The sequence below is a fragment of the Corynebacterium occultum genome, assembly GCF_009734425.1.
Taxonomy (GTDB): domain Bacteria; phylum Actinomycetota; class Actinomycetes; order Mycobacteriales; family Mycobacteriaceae; genus Corynebacterium; species Corynebacterium occultum.
The window spans coordinates 576,571-595,183 of sequence record NZ_CP046455.1 but is presented as its reverse complement, the minus strand read 5'-3'; the positions used below and the strand labels follow the sequence as shown (position 1 = coordinate 595,183).

Annotated in this window: 20 protein-coding genes and 1 pseudogene; 13 read left to right on the top strand and 8 right to left on the bottom strand. The window is 63.6% G+C overall.

Going from position 1 to position 18,613, the window contains the following annotated elements:
- Positions 1–31: 31 nt before the first annotated feature.
- Positions 32–508 carry a tRNA (cytidine(34)-2'-O)-methyltransferase gene (locus COCCU_RS02805; RefSeq protein ID WP_156230114.1) on the top strand — a complete coding sequence of 159 codons (477 nt, stop codon included), beginning with the start codon at positions 32–34 and terminating at the stop codon, positions 506–508.
- Here the strand turns inward: COCCU_RS02805 and COCCU_RS02800 are convergent.
- Together COCCU_RS02800 and COCCU_RS02795 are read right to left on the bottom strand one after the other, a co-directional pair.
- Positions 505–1,896: a PH domain-containing protein gene (locus COCCU_RS02800; RefSeq protein ID WP_156230113.1), complete on the bottom strand. Its 1,392-nt coding sequence runs from the start codon at positions 1,894–1,896 to the stop codon at positions 505–507. The genes COCCU_RS02805 and COCCU_RS02800 overlap by 4 nt on opposite strands.
- Complete coding sequence (locus COCCU_RS02795; RefSeq protein WP_156232532.1) at positions 1,893–2,342, bottom strand: PH domain-containing protein; 450 nt, start codon at positions 2,340–2,342, stop codon at positions 1,893–1,895. Before COCCU_RS02795 ends, COCCU_RS02800 begins: the two co-directional genes overlap by 4 nt.
- Before the next feature lie 121 nt (positions 2,343–2,463).
- Here COCCU_RS02795 and COCCU_RS02790 point away from each other — a divergent pair, with 121 nt between their 5' ends.
- A complete protein-coding gene (locus tag COCCU_RS02790) occupies positions 2,464–3,261 on the top strand; it encodes a glycine betaine ABC transporter substrate-binding protein (RefSeq protein WP_156230112.1) in 798 nt (265 codons plus the stop codon).
- Here COCCU_RS02790 and COCCU_RS02785 read toward each other — a convergent pair.
- Positions 3,258–4,652 carry a GntP family permease gene (locus tag COCCU_RS02785; RefSeq protein ID WP_156230111.1) on the bottom strand — a complete coding sequence of 465 codons (1,395 nt, stop codon included), beginning with the start codon at positions 4,650–4,652 and terminating at the stop codon, positions 3,258–3,260. The two genes, COCCU_RS02790 and COCCU_RS02785, sit on opposite strands and share 4 nt — an antisense overlap.
- A gap of 306 nt (positions 4,653–4,958) precedes the next feature.
- Here COCCU_RS02785 and COCCU_RS02780 point away from each other — a divergent pair, with 306 nt between their 5' ends.
- The 4 genes from COCCU_RS02780 (at position 4,959) to COCCU_RS02765 (ending at position 8,191) form a co-directional block, all read left to right on the top strand.
- Complete coding sequence (locus tag COCCU_RS02780) at positions 4,959–5,411, top strand: hypothetical protein (protein ID WP_156230110.1); 453 nt, start codon at positions 4,959–4,961, stop codon at positions 5,409–5,411.
- Between the two features lie 96 nt (positions 5,412–5,507).
- On the top strand, positions 5,508–6,383 hold the full coding sequence (locus COCCU_RS02775; RefSeq protein ID WP_156232530.1) for a MetQ/NlpA family ABC transporter substrate-binding protein: 876 nt from the start codon (positions 5,508–5,510) through the stop codon (positions 6,381–6,383).
- 90 nt (positions 6,384–6,473) lie between these two features.
- Positions 6,474–7,517, top strand: coding sequence for a methionine ABC transporter ATP-binding protein (locus COCCU_RS02770; protein WP_231598838.1), 1,044 nt, complete (start codon positions 6,474–6,476; stop codon positions 7,515–7,517).
- On the top strand, positions 7,514–8,191 hold the full coding sequence (locus COCCU_RS02765; protein WP_156230108.1) for a methionine ABC transporter permease: 678 nt from the start codon (positions 7,514–7,516) through the stop codon (positions 8,189–8,191). Before COCCU_RS02770 ends, COCCU_RS02765 begins: the two co-directional genes overlap by 4 nt.
- Here COCCU_RS02765 and COCCU_RS02760 read toward each other — a convergent pair.
- Complete coding sequence (locus tag COCCU_RS02760) at positions 8,178–9,038, bottom strand: sucrase ferredoxin (protein WP_156230107.1); 861 nt, start codon at positions 9,036–9,038, stop codon at positions 8,178–8,180. The genes COCCU_RS02765 and COCCU_RS02760 overlap by 14 nt on opposite strands.
- A 112-nt stretch (positions 9,039–9,150) precedes the next feature.
- On the opposite strand from COCCU_RS02760, the gene COCCU_RS02755 reads away from it, so the two are divergent.
- From COCCU_RS02755 to COCCU_RS02745, 3 genes are read left to right on the top strand one after another with little or no spacing between them, the layout of a single operon-like run.
- Complete coding sequence (locus COCCU_RS02755) at positions 9,151–9,762, top strand: AMIN-like domain-containing (lipo)protein (RefSeq protein WP_197088419.1); 612 nt, start codon at positions 9,151–9,153, stop codon at positions 9,760–9,762.
- Between the two features lie 51 nt (positions 9,763–9,813).
- Positions 9,814–10,227 (top strand): hypothetical protein, encoded by a 414-nt coding sequence (locus COCCU_RS02750; RefSeq protein WP_156230106.1) that lies wholly within the window; start codon positions 9,814–9,816, stop codon positions 10,225–10,227.
- A 40-nt stretch (positions 10,228–10,267) separates the two neighbouring features.
- The gene (locus tag COCCU_RS02745) at positions 10,268–11,593 is read left to right on the top strand and encodes an NtaA/DmoA family FMN-dependent monooxygenase (RefSeq protein ID WP_156230105.1); all 1,326 of its coding nucleotides are present in this window, start codon (positions 10,268–10,270) and stop codon (positions 11,591–11,593) included.
- On the opposite strand, the gene COCCU_RS02740 is transcribed toward COCCU_RS02745, so the two are convergent.
- Both COCCU_RS02740 and COCCU_RS02735 read right to left on the bottom strand, forming a co-directional pair.
- Positions 11,590–12,240, bottom strand: coding sequence for a LuxR C-terminal-related transcriptional regulator (locus COCCU_RS02740; protein WP_156230104.1), 651 nt, complete (start codon positions 12,238–12,240; stop codon positions 11,590–11,592). The genes COCCU_RS02745 and COCCU_RS02740 overlap by 4 nt on opposite strands.
- Before the next feature lie 4 nt (positions 12,241–12,244).
- Positions 12,245–13,432: an ATP-binding protein gene (locus tag COCCU_RS02735; protein WP_156230103.1), complete on the bottom strand. Its 1,188-nt coding sequence runs from the start codon at positions 13,430–13,432 to the stop codon at positions 12,245–12,247.
- 112 nt (positions 13,433–13,544) lie between these two features.
- On the opposite strand from COCCU_RS02735, the gene COCCU_RS02730 reads away from it, so the two are divergent.
- The 4 genes and pseudogenes from COCCU_RS02730 to COCCU_RS14810 all read left to right on the top strand — a co-directional run bounded on the left by COCCU_RS02730 (position 13,545) and on the right by COCCU_RS14810 (position 15,675).
- Positions 13,545–14,588 (top strand): PspC domain-containing protein, encoded by a 1,044-nt coding sequence (locus COCCU_RS02730; RefSeq protein WP_156230102.1) that lies wholly within the window; start codon positions 13,545–13,547, stop codon positions 14,586–14,588.
- A gap of 61 nt (positions 14,589–14,649) precedes the next feature.
- Positions 14,650–14,910, top strand: a pseudogene (locus COCCU_RS14820) (DUF2252 family protein); the annotation flags it as partial.
- 70 nt (positions 14,911–14,980) lie between these two features.
- Positions 14,981–15,364: a DUF2252 family protein gene (locus tag COCCU_RS14815; protein ID WP_269434467.1), complete on the top strand. Its 384-nt coding sequence runs from the start codon at positions 14,981–14,983 to the stop codon at positions 15,362–15,364.
- Positions 15,358–15,675 (top strand): DUF2252 family protein, encoded by a 318-nt coding sequence (locus COCCU_RS14810; RefSeq protein WP_197088418.1) that lies wholly within the window; start codon positions 15,358–15,360, stop codon positions 15,673–15,675. Before COCCU_RS14815 ends, COCCU_RS14810 begins: the two co-directional genes overlap by 7 nt.
- A 166-nt stretch (positions 15,676–15,841) precedes the next feature.
- Here the strand turns inward: COCCU_RS14810 and guaA are convergent, their stop codons facing one another.
- A complete protein-coding gene (gene guaA / locus COCCU_RS02710; RefSeq protein WP_156230098.1) occupies positions 15,842–17,398 on the bottom strand; it encodes a glutamine-hydrolyzing GMP synthase in 1,557 nt (518 codons plus the stop codon).
- Positions 17,399–17,459: 61 nt separating this feature from the next.
- Positions 17,460–18,608, bottom strand: a complete 1,149-nt coding sequence (locus COCCU_RS02705) for a GuaB3 family IMP dehydrogenase-related protein (protein ID WP_156230097.1) — start codon at positions 18,606–18,608, stop codon at positions 17,460–17,462.
- Positions 18,609–18,613 lie beyond the last annotated feature (5 nt).

Below are 18,613 nucleotides of genomic sequence, written 5' to 3'. Positions count from 1 at the left end.
ATCTCATTATTCCACGCCTAGACTCTTTTCCATGCCTGCTCCCCTGTTACATGTGATTTTTGAGAATCCCGTGATCCCGCCGAACACCGGAAATGCCATCCGGATGTGTGCCGGAACCGGGGCTCATCTGCATCTGGTTGAACCCCTCGGTTTCGATCTGAGTGAGAAACACCTGCGTCGGGCAGGCCTGGACTATCACGACCTGGCCGAGGTCACGATCCATCCGAATCTGGATGAATGCTTGGCGACGCTCCCAGGATCCCGGGTGTTCTCATTTGTCACCCGGGGAACCACCTTCCACACCGAAATCAACTATCGGGAAGGAGATGCCCTGCTCTTCGGTACGGAACCCACCGGGCTCAGTGATCATGCCCTCAATCACCCTCGGATCACCGGGGAGGTGCGCATCCCCATGCTTCCTGGGCGACGTTCCATGAATCTCTCCAACTGTGCCGCGGTGGGCACCTACGAAGCCTGGCGTCAGCTCGGTTTCCCCGGCGGCAACTAACTTTTATCCGGCCCGGGCAGCTCGCGGCGCCGGAGCCAGTTCATAAGTTCCCGACCCCGGGTTTCATCCAGGTCTTCCCCGGCCATGTGTACCGGCCCATCCACCAGGTCCAGCTGCACCGTGCACAGGTGGACCAGCTGTTGCAGTGGGCCGTGTCGCAGCGTCAGTTCCTGGATGTGGGAGGTGTCGATCATCGATACCTGCCTGCCGATCCTGCCCTTGTGCACCACCACCGCTTCATTCAGGAGGGTCACACCCTGCTGTTTCCGGTCGATCGGGGAGACCCATCGGGCTACCGGCGGGCTGCTGAAGTGGGGGTGGGTGGCACCCTCCGGTCGGGCGTGGGACTCCATCTCCGCCCGGCTCAGCGGGCCCAGCACTGCGGCCACCGCCATTGCCCGGTCCCGGGAGCCGACCGGAAAGAGCGTGGAAGTTCCGGTCTTTTTATTGGATTCGCTGCCATAACCGGCCACAGTGATATCCACCGCCCACCAACCGACAAGGCGCCACAGCATGGGCTGGCGCACCCTCACCCCGTGGATACGGCTCAGCGGAATCGACTGTTTGCGACGGTCAGCCAGACCATAGGAGAGATTGACCACCTCGCCCTCCATCCGGGCGTTGAATTTCCAGCTGCGGTCAATCTGCCCCCAGACGATCGGCACCACACCGACCAGCACCGGGAAGATTGAGGCCGGAGACAGCGGGGTCACCAGGAACACGATGGTGCCGATGGCGGTGATGATCGCCGGAATGCTCAGGAGAGCACCGAGCAGGGAGCGCTGGATCGGAATTTCCGGAACCAGATAATCATCATGCTCCCCGACGACCTCCGTATCCCCAGTCTCCCCTTCAGGCAATTCCAGTTCGACTGATTGCCCCCGGGTACGCGCCAGCAGTTCCGCCCGCAACTGCTCTGCCTCTGCTTTAGGAAGATAAAGGATCTCGATGACGGAGTTACCGCCACCGGCGGTCTCCACCCGCACCGAGGCGAGCCGGAAGATCCGGGCGATGACAGATTCCACGACGTCCACCGCCTGGACCCGGTCGAAACGGGCGGTGCGCAACTGGGTGTTCAGCACTCCCCGCTTGAGCTGCACCTCTTCTTCGGTGACTCGGAATCCGGTGGCCTTCCACCAGATCTGGGACACCAGCCACAGCAGCAGTCCGGCCAGCAGCAGCCCACCGACACCTATCAGCAGGGAAACCCAGGCCTGCCCGAACTCCCCCTGAAAGAAACCCCAGATGCTGTTGAAAGTGGAGAGATTGAAGTTGAGGAGCAGTGCGGCGAAAATCGCCAGGATCACGGTCCAGAAGCGCAGCAGCGGGGTCAGGCGGTGGACTCTACGGACATCCCCGGCAGCCTCGAAGGTGTCAGGGGTGGTCATAGTCCACTCATCCTCTCCCTGGCCTTGATTGCCAGGCGTTCCCGCAGTCCATCGGCCACATCCACGGGAAGTCCCTGCACCGAGGCATCAGAGGAGGCGGAGGCGGTGTGCAGTTCCACGGACTTCAGACCCAGGGAACGCTCAATCGGACCGGCTTTGACGTCCACGAACTGGATGCGGCCATAGGGCACGACGGTGAAGGTGTACCAGAGCTTTCCTTTGGTGATCAGCAGCTCATTCTCGGTTTCCAGCCAGCCGAGGCGTTTGACCTGCTGGGGAATCAGCCAGGCCTGCCAGAGCAGCAGCAACAGCATCAGGGCACTGCCGATCTGAAACCAGTGACTGAACACAAAACCGAGCACCAGGAAGACAATCAGTCCCACCAGAATCCACGGTAAGCGGCCCAGATAACGGGCGGTGCTCAGCTTTGGCGACACAGGATTCATCACCGGTTGTGCCCCGGCGGGATGCTCAGATTGTTCCTTCATATCTGCCACTCTGCCAAAACTCCGGGGAGAGCACGAAGCTGCTAACCTCGCTGTGACATAAGCCACTCAGGGAGTCTGCATGAAAATTCGTTTCGGTCGTATCAATGAGTCTTTCCACCAGGTGGCTGCCGCCGTGGTGGAGGAGGTCCTGCTTCGCCTGGGCCATGAGGTGGAGGTTCATGAGGGACCCCATCCGGAGATGTACCCCAAGTTGGCCAGCGGGGAGCATCATCTCTTCGCCGATGCCTGGCTGCCGGGTGGGCACGCCGTCTACTGGGAGCAGGTCAAGGATGCCGTGGTGGAGGTGGCCACGCTTTATGAGGACGCAGAATTCTTCTGGGCGGTGCCTGGATACGTCCCCGAGGCTGAGGTCTCCAGCCTGCGCGATCTTGCCAAACCGGAGGTCCACGCCAAGTTCCCGGGGAAGGTGGTGCAGGGCACCACCTCTGCCGCGGGGTTGACCATGCGCGGCGATCAGCTGCTGGAGACCTATGGGCTGAAGGAACAGGGCTGGACCCAGCCCCACGGTGACATTTACGCCATCATCGACACCATCGGGCGTCGATACGCGGCCGGGGAATGGTTTGTCACCCCGCTATGGCAACCGATGTACCTGAACCAGGTGTATCAGCTGCGCCCCCTGACGGACCCCGAGGCGGCTTTCCCGGAACCGGATCGCGCTTCACTTCTGGCGCACCGTGAAAGCTGGGAGGAACTGCCGGAGCAGACCCGCACTGCCCTACAGAAGATCAACTACCGGATCGAGGATGTCAATGAGATGGATCTCCTGATGAACCAGAACAAGTTGGCACCGCTCGAAGCAGTACGGGAATGGACGCGGCGCCACCCCGGTCGCATGGAGGCCTGGTTGGCTTAACCCAGGCCGGCGGTGAGGGCGAAGAGACCCCAGGACAGGGTGAAACCCATGATCGCGATGGCGGTCTGGTTGACGGTCCAGGTCTTCAGGGTGGTGGCCACGTCCATGTTCATCAGACGCCCGACCAGCCAGAAACCGGAGTCGTTGACGTGGCTGGCGATGACCGAGCCAGCAGCAGTGGCCAACACGATCGTGGCCAACTGGAAGTCGTTGTAGCCGGCTGCCGCAACCGCCGGGGCCATCAGCGCGGCCGCCGTGGTCAGGGCGACGGTCGCGGATCCCTGGGCCACGCGCAGCACCGCGGCCACCACGAAGCAGGCCAGAATGACCGGAAGGCCCAGGTCAGCCATGGAGTCGGCGAGAGCGTCGCCGATACCGGAGGAACGCAGAACACCACCGAACATGCCGCCGGCACCGGTGATCAGCACCACCGAGCAGATCGGGCCGAGGGCTCCCTCAACAGCCTTGTCCAGGGCGGAACCGCTGACACCGCGGCGGGCACCCAGGGCCCAGAGGGCGATCAGGGTGGTCAGCAGCAGGGCGATAGGGGTCGCACCCAGGAAGCTGAGGATGCCGACCACCAGGGAATCTGCATCGACCCAACCGGCTGAGGCCGCCATGTCGGTACCGGTGTTGCCGAAGATCAGGATCATCGGGATCAGCAGAATACCGATCACCACTCCGGCGCCGGCCGGGTTATCGGGCTGCTCCCCTGAGACCTTGCCCCCGGCCAGTAGGTCGGGGACGGGGAGCGGGAACTTACGGCCGAAGTACTTGCCCAGCAGGTAGCCGGTGACGTACCAGGTGGGGATGGCGATGATCAGGCCCGCGAGCAGCACGAAACCGACCTGGGCATCGTAGAACTCGGAGGCCGCGATGGGACCGGGGTGCGGCGGAACGAAGACGTGCATGACGGAGAAAGCACCGGCAGCGGGGATGCCATAGGTCAGGACGGGACCGTCCATGCGACGGGCCACCGCGAAGATGATGGGCAGCATGACCACCAGGCCGGCATCGAAGAAGATGGGGAAGCCCATGATCAATGAGGCCACACCCAGCGCCAGCGGGGCACGTTTCTCACCGAAGAGACGCACCAGGGTATTCGCCAGGGAGGCGGCACCTCCAGAGGTTTCCACCAACCTGCCCAGCATGGCCCCGAGACCGACCAGCAGGGCCACTGAGGCCAATGTTCCACCGAAACCGTCCAACAGCGTATCGACGATCGCGTCAACCGGGATTCCGGCGACCAGGGCGGTGAGTACGGAGACCAGGACCAGCGTCAGGAAAGCATGCAGCTTAAAGACGATGACCAGGATGAGGATCAGGGCGATTGCCCCGGCAGCGATGCCGAGCAGGGGCCCCGCCCCTAATGTTTGCTCCCAGGTATCCACGGGTCGTGCTCCTTAAAGTCTGTGTTCCGCAAAAGAATATCGAAATAGTATGACTTATATCTCGTTTCAGTGGAAATCCCGGGATTCACGACCGGAACATGCCCCGATCTACAGCCAGGCTGACCACCCCCCTCAGTATTCAGGATGACGCCCCACACCACCAGAGCCCTGTGACACCACCATTGGAATCAATGCACCATGAGCTCCCCTGTTCGGAAATCTCAAAATGAGAAAGAAACCCGATCAGCTCTTTTCCCCTTTTGAGCTGCGCATTAAGCTCAGAAGACACCATCCAAGGAGTTGTTCATGAAGCGCTTCCTTCCGACCATCACCATCCTGGCCACCGCCACCCTCATCGCCGCCTGCACCGGGAACGCGGAGCCAGACGCCGTCACGGTCACCGTCACCGCTGCTCCGGAGAGCAGCACCCCACAAACCACGCAGGTCACCATCACGCAGACCCAGAGCAGCACCACCTCCAGCTCCACCGAACCGCCCACGGAGTGCACCCCGGAAGCCCTCAGCCGAGATGTGGATCCCGGCCTGGACACCGTTCTCTACTGTGACGGCCAGTGGCTGCGCGGGGGTAGATGGCAGACCGATTGGGTGGTCTACGCCTACTGGGAGTCAGGCCGGTGGAACCAGTATTCCTCTCACGGCACTTCCGAGGTCACCGGATATCCCTGCTATGACCTGGAGCGGGCCCGCAACGACGGTGCCCCCGAAGAAATCCTGGGGATGATGGCGGCCTGCGGCTAGCTGCACAGTACGGAAAAACTAGACCAAGCGGTATGGAACATGTTAATGTCATCCACCAGACCCCTGAATATCCCCCAATCAAAGGATGACAACATCATGAACCTGCGCCGCATCCTGGCCGGTGGTACCGCCACCATCTTCGCCACCACCGCATTGGTCGCCTGCTCCTCCTCCGACTCCGAGGACGGCGAGGGCCCGATCCGCATCGGCACCACCGATGCCTCCAAGTCCGCCTGGACTGTTTTCGAGGAGCAGGCCGAGGCCCGGGACATTGACCTCGAGGTGGTCAACTTCGGTGACTACTCCACCCCGAACCAGGCACTGAGCCAGGATGAACTGGACGTCAACCTCTTCCAGCACCTGAAGTTCCTGGCGGAGTACAACGTCGGTTCCGATGATGATCTGACCCCGGTCGGCGCCTCCGAGATCGTGCCGCTGGCACTGTTCTGGAAGGACAAGGACTCCCTCGACGGCATCGAGGGCGAGTCCATTGCCCTGCCGAATGACCCCTCCAACCAGGGTCGCGCCATCAACGTTCTGGTCCAGGCCGGTCTGATCACCCTGAAGACCCCGGGTCTGATCACCCCCACCCCGGCCGACATCGATGAAGAAGCATCCAAGGTCTCCATCATCCCGGTTGATGCCGCCCAGACCACCGTCGCCTACGGCGAGGGCACCCCGGCAATCATCAACAACTCCTTCCTGGATCGCGCAGGCATCGACCCGAACACCGCAGTCTTCGAGGATGACCCGGAGTCCGAGGAAGCTGAGCCCTACATCAACGTCTTCGTGACCAAGGCCGAGGATGCTGAGGATCCCCGTGTCGCCGAGCTCGTTGAGCTCTGGCACAGCGAGGAGGTCCAGAATGCTGTCGCCACCGACTCCGCCGGCACCTCCGTCCCCGTCGAGCGAAACGCCGCTGAACTGCAGGAAATCCTCGACCGCTTGGAAGAGGCGGAGCGCAACGCCTAAGCTGCTCTAGAACATTAAACCCCGTCGTTTTACACGACGGGGTTTAACCTTGTATCGACCCTGTCACCTAGCAAAGTGAGCACCCGAACAGTGTCTGACACTCAACAGCAAATTGGAACCCGCATCGAGTTCCGGAACATCTCCAAGGTGTTCAGCAACAACAAGAAGTCGGTCACCACGGCCGTCGACGATGTCTCGATGACCGTTGAACCCGGTGAGGTGCTCGGTGTGATCGGCTACTCCGGTGCCGGCAAGTCGACCCTGGTGCGCCTGATCAACGGTCTGGACAGCGCCACCTCCGGCGAGCTGCTGCTCGACGGGGTGGACGTGGTCGGCAAGTCGGAGGCGCAACTGCGCAAGATCCGTTCCCGGGTGGGCATGATCTTCCAGCAGTTCAACCTCTTCAACTCCCGCACCGCGGCCGGCAATATCGAGTACCCGCTGAAGCTGGCGGGCGTGGCCAAGGAGGAACGTCGCCGTCGGGTAGACGAGCTCCTCCAATTCGTCGGCCTGGGAGACAAGGGCCGCAACTTTCCCGAGCAGCTCTCCGGTGGACAGAAGCAGCGGGTCGGTATTGCCCGGGCACTTGCCACCAACCCCTCTCTGCTGCTGGCGGATGAGTCCACCTCCGCACTGGACCCGGAGACCACCCAGGAGGTGCTCTCCCTGCTGCGCAAGGTCAACCGGGAACTGGGCATCACCATCGTGGTGATCACCCATGAGATGGAGGTGGTCCGTTCCATCGCCGATAAGGTCGCTGTGATGGAGGCCGGCCGCGTGGTGGAGTACGGCTCCGTCTACGAGGTATTCTCCGCCCCGAAGACCACGGTTGCCCAGCGTTTCGTGGCCACCGCCCTGCGTAACACCCCCGACATGGTCGAGACGGATGACCTGCTGGCCCATGAGGGAAGGCTGTTCACCGTCGAGCTCAGTGAGGACTCCGGTTTCTTCGGTGCCGCCGCCGCAGCCCGGGAAGGCGGGGTGAAGATCAACATCGTCCATGGTGGTGTGACCACCCTGCAGCAGCAGAGTTTCGGCAAGATGACGGTCCGGCTCAACGGCCCTGACACCGCCATCGAACAGTTCTACCAAACCCTTGCGGTTACCACCGACATCAAGGAGATCATCCGATGAACACCATGACTCTCGCAGCCGACTGGGACCGTCTCGGCGGCACCTTCGTCGACGCCATCTGGGACACCCTGATCATGGTTTCGATTGCCATGGTCGCCGGTGGTTTCTTCGGCCTGTTGCTCGGCGTGCTGCTCTACACCACCCGCAGCCAGGGCATCCTGAAGAACAGTTTCTTCTACAACCTGGTCAATGTGCTGGTCAACTTCGTCCGGCCGATCCCCTTCATCATCATGATCGCCGCCTTCGGTCCGCTGACCCAGGCGGTCGTCGGCACCACCATCGGACGTGATGCGGCCACCTTCATCATGGCCATCGCCGCGACCTTCGCGGTGGCCCGCATCGTGGAGCAGAACCTGGTCGCCATCGACCCCGGCATGATCGAGGCGGCCCGCGCCATGGGTGCCGGCCCCTGGCAGATCATCACCACGGTGATCCTGCGGGAGGCCCTGGGCCCGCTGGTCCTGGGCTACACCTTCATCTTCATCGCCGTGATCGACATGTCCGCCATGGCGGGCTACGTCGGCGGCGGCGGCCTCGGTGACTTCGCCATCGTCTACGGCTACCGCGCCTATGACTGGGAGGTCACCTATGTGGCGACCTTCGCGATCATCATCATCGTCCAGATCGCCCAGCTGCTGGGTAACTGGCTCTCGAAGAAGATCATGCGTCGCTGATCGACACCGCCACCCAGGCCGAGCCGACCTTCGGCTCATCCCCGCAGGAGGAGACCACCCCGGTCACCTCCTGCTTTTCCATTTCCACCCGCCAACGACGACCATCATGGTGCGTGACAAGCCCTTCTTCCGCCACCGTGAGATCCCCGTAGTGCAGGGGTTCCCCAGCGTCGATAAGCTTCCTGGCCACCGCCAGTTCCGCCACCTGCCCGGTGGGGCGCCACAGCCCGCGACCCCGGTTGCCGAACAGGAAGAACTCACCCCGCTGCGCCCAGGCCACCAGGGCGCTGGCAGCACGGCCGCTGAGACGGCCGAAGGAATATCCCCAGGGCATGAGCAGGATGGAGGGGGCGAAGCGATGCCCCTTGGTGTGCGAGGTCTCCCACACCACATCCCCCGGGAAACGCTGCGCCAGCTCGGCCGCCAGGGGTCTGCCCTGCACCGCACAGCAGAGGTCCCGCTTCCCGTGGGTGCACACCAGCACCAGGGGATGTGACACCACTTCCCCGGCGTTAAGGCCCGGCCCGGAGAGGTCCAGGTCCAGGATCGCCTCTGCCCCGGTGACCTGGAGCTTCTCGACGAGCGCCTCCTCGGTGAACACCAGGAAGAGGGTGAGGTGTTCCGGCTCGCGGTGTTTTTGGCCGGGGCGGCGAATCAGCTGGAGCCCCGCCTTTCCCTTGAGGTGGGACTTCAGGGCGGTGCTGAGCTCCGGACCGAAGGTGTCGCCGTCGAGCACATCCCGGCTCCACCCGCGGTCATGTTCCAGAACAACATGCACTTTTTCCTGCTTGGCGGTGCCGGGTAGCGGCTCAACCTGAATCTCAGAACAACGGGATGAAACAGACATTGTTCAACAATATCCCCTTTTCATGCATCGGTTTGCAACAATTCGTTCACAATCGTTCCCAAAGACCATTTCTGGCTTCTCCCCCCGGTGGGAATCGCGATACGGTGTCCCCATGAATGTGCTGACTTCTCTCCCGATCCGCCGTGTTGTCGCGGGCCTGGTGGCCACCACCGCCCTCGGCCTCGGGGCCTGTTCCGGTATCGTCAGCACCAGCTCCGATGCGAGGGAGACGCTTTCCGCGTCCACCCCAGGCGGTGACTCCACCTCCACCCACGCCGGGGTCACCCCGAGCGGGGATGCGGACACCACCATGAAGACGCTGCGCCCCGAGGCTCCCGCCACCCTGATCGTCAATGATGTCCGGGTGGGCACCCATGAGGGCTATGACCGGGTCACCTTCGAGCTCGACGGTGAGGGCGAACCCGGCTGGTTCATCGACTACACCGAACGCCCCTCCCAACAGGGTTCCGGCCACCCCATCGAATACCGCGGCACCACCGCCCTCAACGTCAACCTCGACGGCATGGTCTACCCCTTCGATCTGGGTGTCGCAGACCCACAGATCGGCACCGTCGAGGGTGCCGGTGCGATCACCGAGGTGATCAGTGCCGGTACCTTCGAAGGCCGCTCCCAGTTCCTCATCGGCATGCAGGACCAGCTGCCCTACACCGTGCAGGTGTTTGAGGAACCACAGCGCGTGGTCATCGATTTCCAGCAACGCTAGCACTCCGGAGCGGCCGGAAACCCCGGATCCTCAGCTGGTAGCGTGTCCGGCATGGACGGCTACCACAACATGCGATCTCACGTCACCCCGATTCCCACCCCACCGGGGGTCCGTTTCGGAGCCTCCGCTCTGATCGGATTGGGCGTGGCCGTGTTGTCCACGGAACTCTCCCGCGGCATCCAGGTCGCCACCATGATCATCACCATCGGAGCCGCCTGCCTGCTGATCTTCAGCCACCCCTACCGTCGGGAGATCCGTAGCTATCTGGAGCAGCGGGAACTCAGTTACCGCCCCAAACTGGGTCAGGTGCTGCCCCTGTTCCTGGTGTGGCTCGCCCTGATGCTGGTGCCCGCCTTCGCCCCCTTCCCCATCTGGGGCACCCTCGTGACCTGGTTGCTCACCTTCGCCTGGATGTTCTGGGTATTCCCCCATATCGACGGCAGTCGGGCACTGGCTTTCGCCTGATTGATGGGGGGCGGAATATTAGCTGTGGGAAAATGAATGGATGATCCTCTCAGCCCTTGACATGCTCGTCCCCACCCATCAGACCTCCGGGTTGTGGCGCCACCCGGAGGCTGTCACGGAGGAGTACCGTGACCTGGATTTCTGGGTTTCCCACGTGAAACTGCTGGAGGAGGCCGGGTTCGACACCGTCTTCTTCGCTGATGTCGCCGGGGTCTATGACGTCTACGAAGGTTCCGGGCGCACCGCCATCCGCACCGGCATGCAGTACCCCCTGTTGGATCCGCTGCTGCTGATCAGCGCACTGGCCGCCGCCACCGAGGAGATCGGTTTCGGGGTCACCGCCAATGTCTCCTATGAGTCGCCCTTCCTGCTGGCCCGCAAATTCGCCACCCTCGACCACCTCACCCGGGGTCGCATCGCCTGGAACATCGTCACCGGTTACCAGCCCTCCGCACTCCGTAATATCGGCGCGGACTCCCTCCCCCATGATGAGCGCTATGACCGCGCTGACGAGTACATGGAGGTCGTCTACGCCCTCTGGGAGGGCTCCATCGAGCCCGGGGCACTGCGTATCGACGCCGCCGCCAACACCTACCTCGATCCGGACCGCGTGCACCCCATCAACCACCGCGGTAAATACTTCGATGTCCCCGGCACCGCGGTCACCCTGCCCGGCCCGCAGCGCGTGCCCCTCCTCTTCCAGGCAGGTTCCTCCCCGCGCGGCATGGACTTCGCCGCCCGCCACGCCGAGGTACTCTTCTTCGCCGGCACTACCCCGGACAATGTTCGCCCGCTTGTCGACGCCGCCCAAGGTCGGGCCGCAGCAGAACTGAGCACCATCACCTCAGTCACCCTGATTGCCGCGGGGAGCGATGCCGCCGCCCGGGAACGCTATGAGTCCTACCTGCGCCATGTGGACCCTGAGGCCGCCATGGCTCTCTTCGCCGGCTGGACCGGGTTGGATCTGTCCACCTACGGCCCGGATGATGTGCTGGAGGAGGTCCACATCGAGGGCAACCGCTCCGCACTGCAGTCCTTCACCGCCATGGATCCTGGGCGTCGCTGGACGATCGGGGATCTGGCCTCCCACATGACCATCGGTGGGCGGGGCCCGGTATTCGTCGGTTCCGGCGAAACCATCGTCGAGGAACTGGAGCGCTGGATGAAGGAAGCCGGGGTGGACGGCTTCAATGTGGACTACGCCCTGCGTGGCCCGGACATGAAGGCCTTCGCCGAGCATGTCACCCCGGTGCTGCGCTCCCGCGGTCTGCTGCGAAAGCGCTCCGGCAACACCCTACGGGGGCGGCTGCACGGCCGGGACCTGCTGCCCGACACCCACCCGGCGGCCACGTTCCGCAGAGGCTAGTCCAGGTCGCGGGAATGCGCCCAGCGGGTCAACGCATGGCGGTTGGACTGCTGGGTCTTGCGCAGGATGTTGGAGGCGTGGGTCTCCACCGTCTTGATCGAGATGAACAGCTCCTTGCCGATCTCCCGGTAGGTGTAACCCCGGGCCAGCAGGCGCAGCACCTCCAGCTCCCGCCGGGTCAGGGCATCCACTACCGGATCATCCACCCGCTCCGGCTCCCCGGCCGGTTCCTCCGCCACCTCTCCCCCGGCGAAGGCGTCCAGCACGAACCCGGCTAAGCGCGGCGAGAAATAGGCGTCCCCACCGTTGACACGGTCAATCGCTTCCGCCAACTCACTGCCGGAGATATTCTTGGTCACATAACCGCGTGCCCCGGCGCGGATCACCGAGATCACATCCTCCGCGGCATCGGAGACGCTCAGTGCCAGGAAGGTGGTCTCCACGGTGGTACCCCGGATGACCGCGACCCCACCGCCATCGGGCATGTGGACATCCAGCAGAACCACATCAGGTGCGGTGTCATTGATACCTGCTATCGCCTCAGCGACGGTGCCGGCATCCCCCACGATCTCCACGGCATCAGCCAGCTCTGCCCGGACCCCGGAGCGGAACACGGAATGGTCATCAACGAGAAATACCTTCACCATGCTCTCAGGATAGCGCCAAGGTGATGGCCACCTCCGTGCCCTCGCCCAGGGTGGAACGGATCTTCACCGAGCCCCCGATGCGTTTCACCCGCTCCCGGATCGAGTCCCGGATGCCGTGTCGGCCCTCCGGGACCTGCGCCGGGTCAAAACCGGAACCCCGGTCACGAACATAGATGCCCATTTCTCCGCCGAGAATCTCGGCGTAGACATCGGCGGACTCCACCCCGGCATGTTTGGCGGCGTTGACCATCGCCTCCCGGGCGGCGAGCACCACCGCCTGGGTCTGTTCATCCAGGGGTTGGTCCGTGCCCACGGTGACCGGGGCGATGCGGATGCCGAAGATGTCCTCCACTTCCCCGGCGGCGGTTTCCACGGCGGCGAAGACGGTGGAGTTCAGTTTCTCCGGGGCGTCGAAAAGCCACTGCCGCAGCTCGCGTTCCTGGCCCCGTGCCAGCCGTGTCACCTCCGCCGGATCCTGTGCCCGCTTCTGGATCAGCGCGAGGGTCTGCAGGACTGAATCATGCAGGTGGGAGGCAATTTCGGCGCGCTCATCCGCGGCTGCCTTCGCGGCGCGTTCCTGCATCAGGGAATCCCAGAGACGAAGCCCCACCGGCACCGCCAACCCCGCCACCCCGGCCAAGGTGAGCAGCACTGCCAGCAGGGCCGTGACAAAGCTGCTGCCCTCCCAGTTGAAGACCACCACCACAATGCCGGCCAGTACCAGCACCGAGCCGAAGCCGATGGTCAGCAGACTGCGGCCGGAACCGAAACCTCGGTCATAGGCCTGCCAGGCCACCAGGGCGCCGGTTGCCGCCACTGCCAGCGGAATCAGGGTGCTGCCGCCTGCGCCGGTGACATAGGAGATCGACAGGCCCGCGCCCGCCAGGGTCAGCAGCACCAGCAGCAGCAGCACCGGCTTGGTGATCCGCTCCCGTTCCGCCTTGGGAGGTGCCACATCCGTTTCACCTGGTTTGGAGGCGATCCACAGCAGGGCGTAGAACACCAGGCCCATCCCGGAGAGCAGCGCCGAGATGATCAGCGCAACCCGGACCACCGTGACATCGATACGCAGATGTCGGGACAGACCAGCTGCCACACCACCGACGACCCGCCCCTGGGAAGGGCGGGTGAAACGGGGATAGTAACCCGGCCGCAGCTCGCCATAGGGCACCGGTGTCTGGGGGAGACTCATGGCCTGATTCTCCCATGTGCCGGGTGGCGGCCACATCGGGGGAAACCCCGACCCCGAAAAATCAGGGTGACCCCCGATGGTCTGAACCGAACCTGGGAGCCAGAATGAAGACATGAGCACGTGGATGCAGATGTGGGAAACCCGACCAGCCCGAATCCCCAAGGAACAGGGTGGGCAGGGGCATATCGCCGGTGTCTGCGAAGGTATCGCCGTGCGCTACCAGATCGACCCCCTCATCCTGCGGATCGTTTTCGTGGTACTCGCTTTCTTCGGGGGCGGCATCGCCGCCTACCTCGCCGCCTGGGCACTCATGCCCCGCTACTCCGTCCCCGTCTCCCCCATCCAGGCGCTCTTCAAATCCGGGTATCCCAAGGAGAGGGAGCAGGGTTGGTGGCTGCTGATCTTCTTCATCCTCTTCTCCGGGGTCCTCGGGGCCGGCATCGGTGAGTTCTTCGGTTCCACCACCCTCCTCGCCCTCCTGCTGAGCGGACTGGGTTGGTGGGCCCTGCACAAGAAGGAACCTGTGCCCCCAGCCGGGCTGCTCGTCACCCACCACAGCGAAACCCAGGAGGCTCCCATGAACACCACCCCCCAACCCGATCTCTCCGGCATCACCCCGGCTGAAGGTTATCCCTATCCGCCGGGCCGCAGCACACCTCCTGCCTGGGATCCACTGGGCACCGCCCCCTTCGCCTGGGATCTGCCAGACCCCGCCCCGGTGGTGGTGGAAAAGAAACGCAGCCGACTCTGGCCCTGGATGATCCTCGGTTTCGGTGCTCTGGTCTCCACAACCGTGGTCATCGGTGGTGTGATCACCTTCTCCGAAGGCTATGACGGTGGTGCCGTCGGCGACACCCACCACTCCCCCAGCAGCATCGAATCCGGCAACCACCAGTTCAGCGGCGGCATCGGCGACACCACCATCGACCTCCGCAACCTCAATGATGTTCAGGAAGGACAGGAGATCACCATCGAAGGTTTCATCGGTGACCTTGATGTCCGCCTGCCCGATAACATCCCGGTTCAGCTCAGCTGCGAAAATGGCCTCGGGGACAGTAACTGCACCCCTGGTCTCTACAACGAAGATGCCGAAGGTGAACTCCTCCTCGTTCATGTCGAAGCCGGCATCGGTGACACGGACATCGACTGGGGCTGAGGTTGCTTAAGAACCAAGCTGTGGCTAAAACTTTGCCCTCAAAAGCACCGGGAGGGACCCCCTGGGGATCCTGGCCAGGCAGAACAGCACCCGTGAACAATGGCTGATCCCACTGCGGATGAGCCGGATGGCGCAGAGCCCCTTCACCTTCTACCGGGGCAACGCCGTAATCATGGCCGCCGATCACTCCCGGGATCCCCGCAGTGACATCCCGGTGGTCTCCTGCGGGGATGCTCACCTGAGCAACTTCGGCCTCAATGACTTCGATGAATCCGCCTGGGCACCCTGGGAATGGGATCTCAAGCGACTGGTCATCAGCGTGATTATCGGGGGGGGCGGGACAGTGAGCGGAAGGAAAAGGTGGTGCAGGCCGCGGCCGATAATGCGGTCCGTTGGACCGTTACTACTCCCACTTCAACCAGGAAATGGCCCCCCGACATCTCGGGAAAGCCTCCCGCCGGGTGCTGGAGGAAGCTGCCGAGGAAGCCCGCAAACGCACCAGCGCCCGGGCAGCCCGGCGCCTGACCGAGGACATCGGTGCGGGGCAACGCCGTTTCATTGAGTCACCTCCGGTGATGACCCATGTGGAGGACCTGGTTGAGCTGGATATGGACGCCAACTACCGGCAGTACCTGCTCTCCGCCAATGCGGACATCCGCATGTTGCTCTCCCACTACACAATGGAAGACATCGGGCAGCGGGTCGTGGGCATCGGCAGTGTAGGTACCCCGCTGCTACCTGGTGCTTTTCCGCGACATGGACGGTGGGGGTGCTGATCCTCCAGGTCAAGCAGGCCCTGCGCAGCGCACTTGAGGAATACGGTGGTTGCCCCCAGCCAGATGCCCTGCGGGACATGACCGAGGACACCGGGGAGGGCGCCCGGATGGTGGGATTGCAACGCATCCTGCAGGCCTACTCGGATCCTTTCCTGGGTCACCTGCTCTCCGGCCCCTCGGGGCGCTCCTTCTATGTCAGGCAGTACCACGATATGAAGGGCAGCGGGGAGCTGGAAATCCTCAATGGCACGTCCTTCAACGGTTATGCCGTGGCCTGGGGGCGCCATCCTGGACTGGTCCAATGCATATGAGGAACTCTCCCTGGCGGATTAGCGCGCATTCCTGTCCTCCGGGATGGTGCCGGAGGAAAATCAGGAGGCTTGAGAGGGGGATGGTTTCACGTGGAAACCCCCGCTCCCCCACCCCTGGGGATGGGTGGGGAAACGGGGGTTTCAGGTACGGCTCAGAGCAGGAGGGTTACTCCCACTCGATGGTTCCCGGCGGCTTGGAGGTGACATCCAGCACCACGCGGTTGACCTCAGCGACTTCATTGGTGATGCGGGTGGAGATCTTCTCCAGGGTCTCATAGGGGATGCGCACCCAGTCAGCGGTCATCGCATCCTCAGAGGTGACCGGACGCAGCACGATCGGGTGACCGTAGGTGCGCTGGTCGCCCTGCACACCCACCGAGCGGACATCTGCCAGCAGCACGACCGGGCACTGCCAGATCTGCTCATCCAGACCAGCGGTGGTCAGTTCCTCACGGGCGATCTGGTCGGCGGCACGCAGGGTCTCCAGGCGATCCTCGGTGACCTCACCGATGATGCGGATACCCAGGCCCGGACCCGGGAAGGGCTGACGGCTGACAATGACATCCGGCAGACCAAGCTCGCGGCCCACGGCACGGACCTCATCCTTGAAGAGCAGACGCAGCGGCTCCACCAGCTTGAATTCCACATCATCAGGCAGTCCGCCCACATTGTGGTGGCTCTTGATGTTGGCGGTACCGCTGCCCCCACCGGACTCGACAACATCCGGGTAGAGGGTGCCCTGCACCAGGAAGTCAACCTGCTGGCCCTCCATGGCCTGGGCCACGGCGCGCTCGAAGGAACGGATGAACTCCGCACCGATGGCCTTACGCTTGGCCTCCGGCTCGGTCACCCCGGACAGCTTGGAAAGGAAGGCGGCGCGCTCATCGACGGTGATCAGCTTCGCACCGGTGGCGGCGACGAAGTCCTGCTCCACCTGCTCGCGCTCACCGGCACGCAGCAGACCATGATCAACGAATACGCAGGTGAGACGGTCACCGATGGCGCGCTGCACCAGGGCGGCAGCCACGGCGGAATCCACGCCACCGGAAAGACCACAGATGGCGCGGCCGGTTTCGCCGACCTGCTCGCGAACCTGCTCGATGAGCTGCTCAGCGATGTTGGCGGCGGTCCAGGTCGGCTTCAGACCAGCGATCTGGGTGAGGAAACGGCTCAGCACCTCCTGGCCGTGCGGGGAGTGCAGCACCTCCGGGTGGTACTGCACACCGGCCATGTGCTTTTCGACGTTCTCGAAGGCGGCCACCGGCGCACCCTCGGAGGAGGCAGTCACCTCGAAGCCCTCGGGGGCTGCGGTGACGGCATCGCCGTGGCTCATCCACACCTGGTGGGTCTGGGTGAGACCGTTGTGCAGCACGCCACCGGCAACCTGGATCTGGGTGCGGCCGTACTCACGGTTGCCGGTCTCGGCGACGGTGCCGCCCAGAGCATCGGTCATGGCCTGGAAGCCGTAGCAGATGCCGAACACCGGCAAGCCCAACTCCAGGATCTCCGGATCCAGCTTGGGGGCATTGTCGGCGTAGACCGAGGAGGGACCACCGGAGAGGATCAGTGCGGCCGGGTTCTTGGCCTTGATCTCTGCCGCGGTGGCGGTGTGCGGGACCACCTCAGAGTAGAGGTGCGCCTCGCGCACACGGCGGGCGATGAGCTGGGCGTACTGGGCGCCGAAATCGACGACGAGGACGGGAGATTGATTCTGCTGGGTCACAAGCCAGAAGTCTACTAGACTCTCCCCTGTTTCCAAGATCTGGTAGTGCCCCGATCCGTGGTTAACGAACCGAGAGACCAACCTTCTGGAAGCTCTTCAGATCGGTGTAGCCGCACTTGGCCATCGCCCGACGCAGACCACCGACGATGTTCTGGTAGCCATAGGGCTCGGTGGAGGGGCCGTGCAGCAGGGTCTCCAGGCTGGGCCGCTCCTCATTCTCCAGCAGCACCGTCGGTGCCTCGGAGACGAAACCACGGGGGAACCGCGGGTGGGCGGCAACCGGAGGCCAGTAGTAGCCCTGGCCGGCAGCCTCGGCGGCGGGCGCCAGCACCTCACCAAGTGCCACGGCATCGGCACCGCAGGCGATTGCCTTGGCAACATCACCGGAGGTCTCGATGTCCCCGTCGGCGATGATGTGGACATAGCGCCCCCCGGTCTCATCCAGGTACTCCCGGCGCGCGGCGGCGACATCGGCGATGGCGGTGGCCAGGTGGGTCTCAATGCCCAGGGAGATCGCGTTGGTGTTGGTGCCACCACCGACGATCACGCCGGCGGCGCCGGTGCGCATCAGGTGCAGGGCAGTGGTGTAGTCGGTGACACCACCGGCGATGACCGGCACCTCCAGGGAGCCGATGAACTCCTTGAGGTTCAGCGGTTCCCCGCCGGTGGCGACATGCTCCGCGGAGATCATGGTGCCCTGGATGATCAGCAGCTCCGCACCTGCCTGGATGACCTTGGGTGCCAGTTCGCGGGCCTTCTGCGGGGAGACGCGCACCGCAACGGTGGCCCCGGATTCACGGACCTCGCCGATGCGTCGGGCCAGCAGCTCATCGTTGAGTGGATAGGCATGCAGTTCCTGCAGCGCGGTGGTGGCTGCGGTGCTGAGCAGTTCCAGCGGGTTGGTGCTTTCCGCGGCCGCCACCACGCGTGCGATGGCGGCATCCAGATCTTCATGGCGACCCCAGAGTCCCTCAGCGTTGATCACCGCAAGACCTCCCTGTCGACCCATCTCAATGACGAACTCCGGGGATGCCAGCGCATCAGTGGGGTGGGACATCACGGGGATGTTGAAGGTGTAGGCGTCGATGTGCCAGGTGGTGTCGACATCCTTTGAGGAACGGGTACGCCGGGAGGGGACGATGGAGATGTCCTCCAGGCTGTAGGTTCGACGTGCTTCCCGGCCAATACCGATTTCCACGTAGTCACGCATGCTGA

What these genes read in the sequence shown, in the direction of transcription:
- COCCU_RS02800 (WP_156230113.1), bottom strand. Translation starts at nt 1,896, where the DNA reads ATGACCACCCCTGACACCTTCGAGGCTGCCGGGGATGTCCGTAGAGTC.
- COCCU_RS02740 (WP_156230104.1), bottom strand. Translation starts at nt 12,240, where the DNA reads ATGGTGAAGGTATTTCTCGTTGATGACCATTCCGTGTTCCGCTCCGGG.
- COCCU_RS02765 (WP_156230108.1), top strand. Translation starts at nt 7,514, where the DNA reads ATGAACACCATGACTCTCGCAGCCGACTGGGACCGTCTCGGCGGCACC.
- COCCU_RS02705 (WP_156230097.1), bottom strand. Translation starts at nt 18,608, where the DNA reads ATGCGTGACTACGTGGAAATCGGTATTGGCCGGGAAGCACGTCGAACC.
- COCCU_RS02730 (WP_156230102.1), top strand. Translation starts at nt 13,545, where the DNA reads ATGAGCACGTGGATGCAGATGTGGGAAACCCGACCAGCCCGAATCCCC.
- COCCU_RS02760 (WP_156230107.1), bottom strand. Translation starts at nt 9,038, where the DNA reads ATGTCTGTTTCATCCCGTTGTTCTGAGATTCAGGTTGAGCCGCTACCC.
- COCCU_RS02745 (WP_156230105.1), top strand. Translation starts at nt 10,268, where the DNA reads ATGATCCTCTCAGCCCTTGACATGCTCGTCCCCACCCATCAGACCTCC.
- COCCU_RS02735 (WP_156230103.1), bottom strand. Translation starts at nt 13,432, where the DNA reads ATGAGTCTCCCCCAGACACCGGTGCCCTATGGCGAGCTGCGGCCGGGT.
- COCCU_RS02805 (WP_156230114.1), top strand. Translation starts at nt 32, where the DNA reads ATGCCTGCTCCCCTGTTACATGTGATTTTTGAGAATCCCGTGATCCCG.
- COCCU_RS02750 (WP_156230106.1), top strand. Translation starts at nt 9,814, where the DNA reads ATGGACGGCTACCACAACATGCGATCTCACGTCACCCCGATTCCCACC.
- COCCU_RS02790 (WP_156230112.1), top strand. Translation starts at nt 2,464, where the DNA reads ATGAAAATTCGTTTCGGTCGTATCAATGAGTCTTTCCACCAGGTGGCT.
- COCCU_RS02755 (WP_197088419.1), top strand. Translation starts at nt 9,151, where the DNA reads ATGAATGTGCTGACTTCTCTCCCGATCCGCCGTGTTGTCGCGGGCCTG.
- COCCU_RS02780 (WP_156230110.1), top strand. Translation starts at nt 4,959, where the DNA reads ATGAAGCGCTTCCTTCCGACCATCACCATCCTGGCCACCGCCACCCTC.
- COCCU_RS02775 (WP_156232530.1), top strand. Translation starts at nt 5,508, where the DNA reads ATGAACCTGCGCCGCATCCTGGCCGGTGGTACCGCCACCATCTTCGCC.
- COCCU_RS02795 (WP_156232532.1), bottom strand. Translation starts at nt 2,342, where the DNA reads ATGAATCCTGTGTCGCCAAAGCTGAGCACCGCCCGTTATCTGGGCCGC.